Raw genomic sequence first — 10,012 nt, 5'->3', positions numbered from 1 at the left:
TCGCCGTCCCGCCGGGCGTCCGCGACACGGACGACTGGTGGGGCCGGACGCTGTTCGTGTGACCACCGGAAGGAAAACAACGCCGTGTTCGGCAACTACCTGATCGGGCTGCGCGAGGGGCTCGAAGCGAGCCTGGTCGTCTGCATCCTCATCGCCTACCTCGTGAAGACCGGCAACAAGGGCAGGCTCGGCCCGGTCTGGCTGGGCATCGGCCTCGCCGTGGCCCTCTCACTGGGCTTCGGAGCCGCCCTCCAGTTCAGCTCCTCCACCCTGACCTTCGAGGCGCAGGAACTGCTGGGCGGCGGGCTGTCGATCATCTCGGTCGGCCTGGTGACGTGGATGGTCTTCTGGATGAAGCGCACCGCGCGGCACCTGAAGTCCGAGCTCCACGGCAGGCTCGACGCCGCCCTTGCCGTGGGAACCGGAGCCCTGGTCTTCACCGCGTTCCTGGCGGTCGGCCGCGAGGGCCTGGAGACCTCCCTGTTCATCTGGACCGCCGTCCAGGCCACCGGCGACGGCATCCGCCCCCTGATTGGGGCGATGCTCGGGCTGCTCACCGCCGTGGTGCTGGGCTGGCTGTTCTACCGGGGCGCCCTGAAGATCAACCTCGCCAAGTTCTTCACCTGGACCGGCGCCATGCTGGTCGCGGTGGCCGCGGGCGTCCTCGCCTACGGATTCCACGACCTCCAGGAGGCCGGATTCCTCCCCGGCCTGCGCTCCCTGGCGTTCGACATCAGCGACACCATCCCCTCCGACAGCTGGTACGGAACCCTGCTCAAGGGCGTGTTCAACTTCCAGCCCAACCCGACGGTCCTCCAGACCGCGGCGTGGGCCCTCTACGTCGTCCCCGTGATGGCCCTCTTCCTGGCACCATCACGCCGCACCACTGCCTCCGCCGGAACCGCGGCCCCGGCCCCGACGAGGACCTGATCCCTCTCCGGCCCCGGCCCCGGCGCCGCGTCCCTGCCCGACGTCGCTATGTGGCTACGTACTGCCGAGCCGCATGGTGTAGGTGACGCGGGCGCCGACGGTGTCCGTGGAGACTTCCATGCTGTCGGTCATCCGGCGCACGAGCCAGAGGCCGCGTCCCTCCCCGGACGCTCCCAAGTCGGGCAGGGAGCGGGGGACGCTGCCTTCGTCGAAGCCCGGGCCCTCATCGCTGACCTGGCAGCGCAGCGTGTCCCGGCTCTGGTAGAGCCTGAGCGTGCCGGATCCTCCGCCATGGCGTACCGCATTGCAGACCACCTCGTGCATGGCCAGGACGAACTCGGCACGGCGCGGCTGGCCGAGTCCGGCTGTCAAGGCGAGCTCGTCGACCCGGAGGCGCAACTTCCCCAGGTCCACGGCGCGGAAGCGCGTGTCCAGCAGTAGTTCCTCTGCCTCCAGGGCGGGTGTCAGCCGCAAGGTCACCACACGCTCCCTTCGTCCTCGACCAGGAACAGGGTTCCCACCCCGCTCGCTCCGAGGCGGCGGAGCAACTCCGCGTTGAACGGGGAGCAGCGGACCTCCACCCGCCGGGCCGGGCGCGCTTGCTGGACCTGACGCAGCACCTCTGTCCCGCAGGTCACCGAAAGGAAGGACACCGGGGTGAGGTCGATGAGCAGGGGATGATCGGCGGACGGTCCGCCGAGGGCATCTCCCAGCGCGGCGCTCCACTGCGCGCGGGTCGACCAGTCCGCATCCCCCACCATCCGAAGCCCGTGATCGAAGTGAAAGGCGCCCAGCTCTCCCGGGCGTTCCAGGAGCGCCACCGGATGCCCGACGCGCATGGCCTCCACCGTCTCGGGGGTGAACCGGCGGCTGTCGTACGTACAGATCTCCGCGTAAAGGCGGTCGGTGAACAGGGCTTCCGCATGCGTTTCCCGGTGCATGACGCCCTCGACGTCCATACCGAGGTCCTGGACCCACGCCATGTCGATGATCGAACGCAGCCCCGCGTACCCTTCGGACCGAGCCTGCTCGGTCTCCTCGCGTAACCGGCCCATCTGTCGCTCGGCGGTGAAACTCCGGTGCGGATCGATGAGTTCCCGCATGCTGGTGAACCGCAACTGGCCACGGCTCACGGCCGCCTCGGACACCCCGTCCGGGAACAGCCGGCGGAAGGCCTCGTCATGGGGTACGTCCGGATCGGCCATGACGACGACCTTTTCGCCCCGGGCCAGTCCGAGCTGCGCGAAGACCCCCAGCACCCCCCATCTCTGCTCGTCGTCCTCGTAATGCGCGAAAGCGTGATCCCCCAGGCGCATCTGCTCTACCGCCAAGGTGTGGGCATCCACAGGAACGGCCATGCCCCCCTCCCTTCGTCCGACTGCCCCACCGGCTCCAACGGAACCGACACGACCACGATGAAGACAGCGACGCTACAACTCGGCGCGCAGGCGCGGGCCGCCGGAACGATTTTGGATGAAATTTGAACCATACGCGGCGCTTCCTGTCCGTGCGGCCTCTCCGGGGCGGGCGGCGGTGATTCGATGCAGAACCGGTGCGACTTGAAATGGGTAATCCGCTGAGCGCACGCTCATACGGCCGGACGCGATGGGCCCGGTGGCAGCCCGGTCACAGCTGAGCGGGCGCCCGCTCCCGTACCGGCTCAGGCCGGGCAGGAAGAGGAGTCGTCATGAGCGACGGACGTTCGGTTCTTCCTGGCAGGTCGTTGCCCACCGGCTCCCGTGACCCGTCCCGGCCCGGCCCGGCCACCTCGGCGGATCCGACGGACGCGGAGATCGGTGCCGGTCTCGCGAGCGGGGACGAGCGCTGCCTGGAGCTTGCCTTTCGCCGGTGGGGCAGGCTGGTCCACGGGCTGGCGAGCCGGACGCTGGGCGATCCGCTGGAGGCCGAGGACGTCACCCAGCAGGTGTTCCTGGCGGCCTGGCGGGGGCGCGGCTCCTACCGCCCGGACCGGGGCCCGGTCCCCGCATGGCTGGTCGGCATCACCCGGTACAAGATCGCGGATGCGCTCTCCGACCGCACCCGAAGGCTCTCGCTGGTGGTGGAGGCCGCGGCCGGCCCGCAGCCGCAGGCGGCTGCCGACGGGGAACTCGACCGCCTTCTCGACAGGGTCGTGGTCGCGGACGAACTGGAGCGTCTGTCTCCCGCTCAGCGGGACGTCCTGGCACTCGCCTACTTCGCGGATCTGACCCAGCAGCAGATCGCGCAGCGGACCGGAATGCCACTGGGCACCGTGAAGGCCCATTGCCGCCGCGGGCTGCTGCGGATGCGCGTACGCCTCGCTCCCCAGGCCTCCGCCGTGCCGAGGGCACCCGAGGCCGGACCCCGGACAGGCGGACGGGGATCGGGCCCATCCGGGAAGGGGTCGGCACCGAATCAGAACGGAGGACGGGCGCGAAGGGCGCCCGGGGTCCATGGAGTGCGAGGGGGAGGAGATCATGAGCGGGCTTAGCGTCGAGGCGGTGGTGGGGACGGGTGTGGCCGGTCTGCCGGCCGCGTCCGTGCTCTCGCGCGGTCAGGACGTGGTCCTGTACGAGGCGGAAGACCGGCTCGGCGGCCATGCGCACCCCCGTCAGCCGCCACCCCCGCCGGCCCGCGGCGGCGTCGGCGCTCCTGCCGGAGCCCGCAGAACGTACGGCCTGCCCGGCGTCGGAAGCCACCCGCGGACGCCCACCGGGGCGCCGCGCTCTCACGGAGCGGCCCACCACCGGCTTCCCTCCCGCACGGCACGCCCCACGGCGGTGCGGGTCAGCCACGACCCGGACCGCCCTCGCCGGCCCGCCGTGGCCGAGCCGCACCCCGTCATCCCTCACGCGAACGGCCGCGGCGACGGGGGCACCCTCCTCGCCCGCACTGTCCACGAACAGCCCGTCCGCCCCCGACCCGTTCCCGAGACCCGAGAGGGCCTGCTGTGACCATCTCCCCGCCGCCGATCCTGACCGCGTACGCCCGTGGCCACGAGTCCGCCGACGCCGCGCCCGTCGACCCGGCGCGCTGGCCCGACGTCGCCCGCCTTCCCCGCTCCACTGCTCTGCGTACGGCGGTCGCCCGGCGGATCGTGGAACACGCACTCTCCAGGACCCCGGTGCGGATACGGCACGGCGCCCGGCACCACGGCGGGATCCCCGCGCCCGCCGACGGCGGCGGCGGACACCCCACCCTGGTCCTGCACGATCCGGCCGCGTTCCACCGCAGGATCGGCGCGGACGGCCTCATCGGCTTCGGCGAGTCCTACATGGCCGGCGAGTGGGACGCCGACGACCTGGTCGCCGTCCTCACGGCCCTGGCCTCCCACGCCGATGACCTCGTACCCGCGCCCCTGCGCCGGCTCCGAGGCGCCTGGGTCCACCGCCGCCCCGCCGACGACCGCAACAGCCTGGAGGGCGCCGGCGACAACGTCCGCCGCCACTACGACCTCTCGAACGACCTCTTCGCCCTCTTCCTCGACCCCAGCCTGACCTACTCCTCGGCCGTCTTCACCGAGCTGCCCGCCACGCACGGGGACCTCACCGCCGCCCAGCACCGCAAGATCGACCGGCTCCTCGACCTGGCCCGCGTCGGGCCGGGCACGCGCCTGCTGGAGATCGGCACCGGCTGGGGCGAACTCGCCCTGCGCGCCGCCGCCCGCGGCGCCGAGGTCCTGACCGTGACCCTCTCCGCCGAGCAGCGCGACCTCGCCGTACGGCGGATCGCGGCCGCGGGACTGTCCGACCGGGTCACCGTCGAGCTGCGCGACTACCGTCAGGTCCACGGCCACTTCGACGCGGTCGTCAGCGTCGAGATGATCGAGGCGGTCGGCGCCGAGTACTGGCCGGTGTTCTTCGCCGCGCTCCGCCGACTGCTCGCGCCCGGCGGCAGCGTGGCGCTCCAGGGCATCACCATGCGGCACGAAAGCATGCTGAACACGGCCCGCACGCACACCTGGATCAGCAAGTACGTGTTCCCCGGCGGGCTCATCCCCTCCCGGGAGGCCATCGCCGGGGAGAGCGCGGCCGCCGGTCTGCGCATCACCGAGGACACCGGCTACGGCGACCACTACGCCGAAACCCTGAAGCTGTGGCGGGAGGACTTCCTGCGGCAGGCCGAGGCCGTCACCGCCCTCGGCTTCGACCGGGTGTTCCTGCGCATGTGGGAGCTGTACCTGGCCTACTCCGAGGCGGGGTTCCGCTCGCGCTACCTCGACGTACGCCAGCTCCGCCTGGTCGCCGAGGGCCCCGTACCGGGGAGCCCGCGATGAACTGGGGCGCCTTCGCGAGCAATCTGGCCGCCTCGGCCGGCGCGGCCCTCGCGGTGATGCTGGCCACCTTCGCGATCGCCCTCCGGCTGGGGATCCACCGGATCGTGGACATCGCCTGGGGCATCGCGTTCGCCGCCGTCGCCCTCGTCACCTGGGTCCTGTCCGCGGGCTACGGGGACGACCTCCGCAGGCTCCTCGTCCTGGCGGCCACCTGCCTGTGGGGGCTGCGGCTGGCGCTGCACATCGCCCGGCGCGCCCGCGGCCACGGCGAGGACCCCCGCTACGCGGCCATGCTCGCTCGGGCCCCCGGCAGCCCCGCCCGGTACGCGCTGCGCAAGGTCTACCTCCTTCAGGGAGCCCTGGTCTGGCTCGTCTCGCTGCCCGTGCAGGCCGCCGCCTACCTGCCGGGCGGTCCCGACCCCCTCATGGTGCTCGGCCTCGCACTGTGGGCCGCCGGCCTGGGCTTCGAGGCGGTGGGGGACCACCAGCTCGCGACGTTCAAGTCCGACCCCGCCAACCGGGGCCGGATCATGGACCGCGGCCTGTGGGCCTGGACCAGACACCCCAACTACTTCGGCGACTTCCTCGTCTGGTGGGGCCTGTACCTGACGGCGTGTACGACCTGGCAGACAGCGGCCCTCACCCTCGTCTCGCCCCTGACCATGACGGGGCTGCTCGTCTGGGGCAGCGGCAAGCGACTCCTGGAGGCCCATATGGCCGACCGCCCCGGCTATGCCGACTACAAGGCCCGTACGAGCGGATTCCTGCCCCGGCCCCCGCGCCGGACCACTCTCCCGCGGGCGGCCCGATGACCGCCTCCGCGGCCCTCGGCCCGCGATCCCCGCGCGGCCCGGCGGGTGCGCTCCTCGTCCACCGCGCTCCCGCCGTGCCCACGGCGGCCGTGCTCCTGCTCCACGGAGGCAGGGCCGAGGGAATGGAGCCACCGCCCCTGGTCAACCTCCCCGCCCTGCGGATGCGCCCGTTCGTGGCGGCCGCGACCAGCGCGCTCGACGGCAGGAGGGTGCTCGTGGGGGAGGTGCGCTACCGCCGCCGGGGCTGGAACGGGGACCGCCGCGACCCGGCCAAGGACGCCCAAACCGCCCTGGACGTCCTGCGCGAGCGGGCCGGGCCGCTTCCCGTGGTCCTCATCGGCCACTCCATGGGCGGCCGTGCGGCTTTGCGCGCGGGCGGCGACCCGATGGTCCGGGGCGTCATCGCCCTGGCCCCGTGGCTGCCCGCGGGGGAACCCGTGGCGCACCTCGCGGGGCGGAGGATCTACGTCCTGCACGACCCGGCCGACCGCGTCACCGCCGCCTCGGACTCCTGGGCCTTCGTCCACCGCGCCGCCGCGGCAGGCGCCGAGGCCGCCGCGATTCCCATGGCGGTCGGCGGGCACACGATGCTCCGCTCCGCCTCGACCTGGCACCAGCGGGTGGCCCAGCTCACCGCGGGCCTGCTCGCGGACGACTGAGCGAGCCGGCGCGTACACCGCCTCGCGGGGCGGTGTACGCGCCGTGAGGCATCCGTGCGCCCAGCGCCGGACGAGAGGTCAGCCGCCTACCTGGTCCGGAGCGGTCAACGAGGCCGACGCGAGGGCGCAATGCCGGGTGAGGAGGTCCAGCGCCTCGCTCAGGCTGGCCGGACAGAGCATGCCCGGTGCGGCCGTGCGCTTCCCCCAGCCGGGGCCCGCCAGAACCACGAGCGGATGGGTACGGGCCCCCTTGATCCCGAAGCCGGTGTTCGCGACGAGGCGGGCCACGGCGTGGCTCGCCGTGTGGCGGGACTGCGACCACAGGACCACCGCCGACGGTCCCAGCCGCCGCACCGCCGCGTCCAGTGCCTCGGCGGGAACGGCCGCGCCCAGCATCCGCATCGGCAGTCCGCGCTCGGTGAGGCCGGCCGCGAGCGCTTCGAGGGGAAGCGTGTGCGGCTCACCCGGAGCACAGGACAGCAACACCGGCGCCGCGTCAGCGGGCGGGGCGCTGCCGGTGATCCGCCGCAGGGCCGTGGAGATGTGCCAGGACAACAGGTGCTCCACCTCCACGTAGCGGTCGTCCGAGGACTCCCACTTGCGGCCCACCGCGTGCAGGGTGGGTGCCATGACCTCCTCCCAGGCCGTCACCAGCCCGTGCGTGGCCACCAGGTCCGCGAGGAGCTCGTCCAGAACCGGGCCGTCCAGCCGCACCGCCGCGCGGGCCAGTCCCCGGAATTCCTGGCGGACCCCACCGAGCGGCAGACCGTTGCCCGACCCCGGACCGCGGCTTCGCCGTACACCGGGGGTGGGCTGCGGTGGCCCGGCCGTGGCCGGGGGCGCGGCACCGGAGCCGGGAGGGCGCCCGGCCCGGGCAAGAGCGGTGCCGGCCGCCTCCGCCGGGGGCACCCCGGAGGTGGTCAGCCGGCACATCTCCTCCAGCATCGCGATGTCCTCGGGTGCCCAGCGCCGGTGCCGGCCGCCTTCGCGCACCGAGGGCCCGATTCCGTACCGGCGGTCCCAGGACCGCAGTGTGGTGGGGGAGACCCCCAGACGCCGGGCCACCGCCCCTGTGGTGATGCGGTAAGGCGTGTCAGGCATGTCACCAGCCTACGAAGCGAGCGGAGCGCGCGGGCTGGCGCGTGGCCCGGACGGAGTCCGGGTGCCGCCGCTCGGCGTGGGCGGCCAGGGCCGGTGCGACCACGAGGCGGGCCACCGCCTCCTCCGGGTCGCCGCCCGGTCCGAAGGCCGGGGCGCGGCCCACCACCGGGCGCTGGGCGAACCCCGTGTCCAGATGCGGCAGGCGCGCGTCGGTGACGGTGATGTCCCGGCGGCGGGCCTCACGCCCGGCGACTCCCAGCCAGGTGGCCAGAGCCGTCTTCGCCGCCGCGTAGTCGGCCATCCCGAGGGCCGGACGGTCCACGATCTCCCCGGTCACCACGACGGCCGCACCACCCGCGTCAAGGACTTCAAGGGCGCCGCGCACCACCGCGATCGGGGCCAGGGCGTTGACGGTGAACAGATGCTCGCACGCGGGGATCGGTACCTCCGTGACCGGACCGAAGCCCGCCACGCCGACGGCCACCACGACGGCGTCGAGACCCCCCAGCTCGCCCCGCGCCCACCCTGCCAGACCGGCGCACCGGTCGAGGTCGTAGGCGTCGAACACACGCCAGGGGCGCCCTCCGAGCGCCTCGGCCCGTTCCTCCAGCCGGCCCCGGTTCCGCCCGGCGAGCGCGACTCGCGCTCCGTGTCCCGCCAGCTGCCGGGCGGCCACTCCGCCGACCGCGCCGCCGGCTCCGACCACAAGCACCCGCCGGCCCGACTCGCCCATGACCACGCTCCTTTCAGTGAGCCCGCCCCTGCCCCTTCTTCGGGGGCCATGGCCTCGCCGGATGCGGGACGAGCCCCGGTCACCAGCCCAGGGTGCCGGCCCCGCCCTTGAAGGGGCCCGCGACCTCGTCCGTGATCCAGCCGCCGTAGAACCCGCCCGGTTGGGCACGCACCCGCTCCCCGTCGACCGTGCACATCTCCACCCGGTCGGGGTAGAACGCCAGGTGCCCGGTGAGAGCCTCGTACCCCGGCCCCGGCGCTTCGTAGCTCCAGGCGGCATCGGGCACGGGAGGGTGGTCTGCCGCCCCTGGCAAGGTCCAGTACGTGGCCATGCCCTTCCACTCGCAGGCGCTGCGGCGCCCGGAGTCGGACAGCAGCTCGACGCGTACGTCCGCGGGCGGAACGTAGAACACCGGCGGGTGACTGGTCTCCAGTACCCTGAGGCAACGGTGGGAGTCGGCCAGCGTCAGGCCCCGGTGCCGTACCACCACATGGCGCGCGTCGGGTTCGATCCGGGGCGGGCGCGGATAGTCCCACACCGATTCCCTCCGCACACGGTCCTCTCCGCCTGATGCTCCGCTCATGAGGTCATCTCCCGCTCTTCGCGTGGCCCGGCTCCGGTGGTGCATCCGCACGGCCCTCCCGGAGAGAAGGCAGTAGGTCTGTGGAATCTCGATTCGGCCTGACGGGCCGGTAAGGGGTCAGCTGTCGTGATCATGGTGCAGCGGGACATTCTCGTCGGACTTCCCCTCGACGACCTGGTCGCCTACCTGGAGGACTTCTCGCGAACCGAGGAATGGGACCCGGGAACGGTGCGCTGCGTGCAGGTCGGTGAAGGGCCGGTGCAGCAGGGAACCGAGTGGCGCAACACCTCGCGTTTCCGCGGCCGGACCAGCGACCTGCGCTACCGGCTCGCGTCCCGGGAGCCGGCCCGGCTCCTGTTCGTCGGCGAGAACAAGACCGTCACGGCCACCGATGACCTGACCTTCCGGGCCCGGTCGGCCACGACCACGCTCCTCACCTACACGGCGTCCTTGCGGTTCAAGGGCGTGGCTCGGCTGGCCGCGCCCTTCTTGAGGCCCGAGTTCGAGCGGCTGGCGGACGAAGTCGCCGCCACGCTGCCGTCCGCGGCGACCACCCTCCGCGGCTAGCACGGCCGCCGCCGTGAAGTGCCCGAACCGCTCTCGCCGGAGCGCACCAGGAAGACCTCGTCGGCGAAGCACCAGGCCCAGCCCTCGCCGGGATCCAGCGAGAGCGCGAGCGGATGCCCGCTCCGTACGTGGTGCTCGTGGGCGTGCGCGCCCCGAGAGCTGTCGCAGCATCCGACCCGTCCGCACGTCACGCACCGGCGCAGCCGCACCCAGCTCCATCCGCGCGCCAGACAGTCCGGGCAACCGGCCGGCGGGGCGGGCGACGACGTCGCGGCGGGCGCCAGGAGCGCGAGGTGCGCGCAGGCCCGCCCCTCCGGCCGGCCGCCGTCGGCCGCCACCTGCCAACCGAGACCACCCACCATCGACCTCCTC

At 73.1% G+C, this 10,012-nt stretch carries 13 protein-coding genes; 7 read left to right on the top strand and 6 right to left on the bottom strand.

Annotated features, from left to right (window positions below):
- Positions 1-84: 84 nt before the first annotated feature.
- Complete coding sequence (gene efeU / locus IE248_RS36640; protein ID WP_190033094.1) at positions 85-930, top strand: iron uptake transporter permease EfeU; 846 nt, start codon at positions 85-87, stop codon at positions 928-930.
- Positions 931-984: 54 nt separating this feature from the next.
- Here the strand turns inward: efeU and IE248_RS36635 are convergent, their stop codons facing one another.
- Positions 985-1,410: an ATP-binding protein gene (locus tag IE248_RS36635; RefSeq protein ID WP_229895802.1), complete on the bottom strand. Its 426-nt coding sequence runs from the start codon at positions 1,408-1,410 to the stop codon at positions 985-987.
- Entirely contained in the window at positions 1,407-2,288 is an 882-nt protein-coding gene (locus IE248_RS36630; protein ID WP_073799064.1) for an MEDS domain-containing protein, read from the bottom strand. The genes IE248_RS36635 and IE248_RS36630 overlap by 4 nt, the downstream gene beginning before the upstream one ends.
- A gap of 329 nt (positions 2,289-2,617) precedes the next feature.
- Between IE248_RS36630 and IE248_RS36625 the strand changes: the two genes are divergently transcribed.
- From IE248_RS36625 to IE248_RS36605, 5 genes are read left to right on the top strand one after another with little or no spacing between them, the layout of a single operon-like run.
- Positions 2,618-3,400 (top strand): sigma-70 family RNA polymerase sigma factor, encoded by a 783-nt coding sequence (locus tag IE248_RS36625; protein WP_190033093.1) that lies wholly within the window; start codon positions 2,618-2,620, stop codon positions 3,398-3,400.
- Positions 3,387-3,863, top strand: coding sequence for an NAD(P)-binding protein (locus IE248_RS38680; RefSeq protein ID WP_190033092.1), 477 nt, complete (start codon positions 3,387-3,389; stop codon positions 3,861-3,863). Before IE248_RS36625 ends, IE248_RS38680 begins: the two co-directional genes overlap by 14 nt.
- 20 nt (positions 3,864-3,883) lie before the next feature.
- A complete protein-coding gene (locus IE248_RS36615; protein ID WP_190033095.1) occupies positions 3,884-5,185 on the top strand; it encodes a class I SAM-dependent methyltransferase in 1,302 nt (433 codons plus the stop codon).
- Entirely contained in the window at positions 5,182-5,997 is an 816-nt protein-coding gene (locus IE248_RS36610; protein ID WP_037799094.1) for a DUF1295 domain-containing protein, read from the top strand. The genes IE248_RS36615 and IE248_RS36610 overlap by 4 nt, the downstream gene beginning before the upstream one ends.
- A complete protein-coding gene (locus tag IE248_RS36605; RefSeq protein ID WP_100580667.1) occupies positions 5,994-6,656 on the top strand; it encodes an alpha/beta hydrolase in 663 nt (220 codons plus the stop codon). The genes IE248_RS36610 and IE248_RS36605 overlap by 4 nt, the downstream gene beginning before the upstream one ends.
- A gap of 78 nt (positions 6,657-6,734) precedes the next feature.
- Here the strand turns inward: IE248_RS36605 and IE248_RS36600 are convergent, their stop codons facing one another.
- From IE248_RS36600 to IE248_RS36590, 3 genes are all read right to left on the bottom strand, one after another.
- Positions 6,735-7,757 (bottom strand): MerR family transcriptional regulator, encoded by a 1,023-nt coding sequence (locus IE248_RS36600; protein ID WP_190033091.1) that lies wholly within the window; start codon positions 7,755-7,757, stop codon positions 6,735-6,737.
- Between the two features lies 1 nt (position 7,758).
- Positions 7,759-8,490, bottom strand: a complete 732-nt coding sequence (locus IE248_RS36595) for an SDR family NAD(P)-dependent oxidoreductase (RefSeq protein WP_190033090.1) — start codon at positions 8,488-8,490, stop codon at positions 7,759-7,761.
- A 79-nt stretch (positions 8,491-8,569) separates the two neighbouring features.
- Positions 8,570-9,073 (bottom strand): DUF427 domain-containing protein, encoded by a 504-nt coding sequence (locus IE248_RS36590; protein WP_190033089.1) that lies wholly within the window; start codon positions 9,071-9,073, stop codon positions 8,570-8,572.
- Between the two features lie 132 nt (positions 9,074-9,205).
- Here IE248_RS36590 and IE248_RS36585 point away from each other — a divergent pair, with 132 nt between their 5' ends.
- Positions 9,206-9,640 (top strand): SRPBCC family protein, encoded by a 435-nt coding sequence (locus IE248_RS36585; protein ID WP_308438212.1) that lies wholly within the window; start codon positions 9,206-9,208, stop codon positions 9,638-9,640.
- Here the strand turns inward: IE248_RS36585 and IE248_RS36580 are convergent.
- Positions 9,637-10,002: a UBP-type zinc finger domain-containing protein gene (locus IE248_RS36580; RefSeq protein WP_190033087.1), complete on the bottom strand. Its 366-nt coding sequence runs from the start codon at positions 10,000-10,002 to the stop codon at positions 9,637-9,639. The genes IE248_RS36585 and IE248_RS36580 overlap by 4 nt on opposite strands.
- Positions 10,003-10,012 lie beyond the last annotated feature (10 nt).

Origin of the sequence: Streptomyces goshikiensis (assembly GCF_014650555.1) — a bacterium.
Taxonomy (GTDB): Bacteria; Actinomycetota; Actinomycetes; order Streptomycetales; family Streptomycetaceae; genus Streptomyces; species Streptomyces goshikiensis.
The sequence above is the reverse complement of the archived record's forward strand: the minus strand, read 5'-3'. Positions and strand labels throughout refer to the sequence as shown.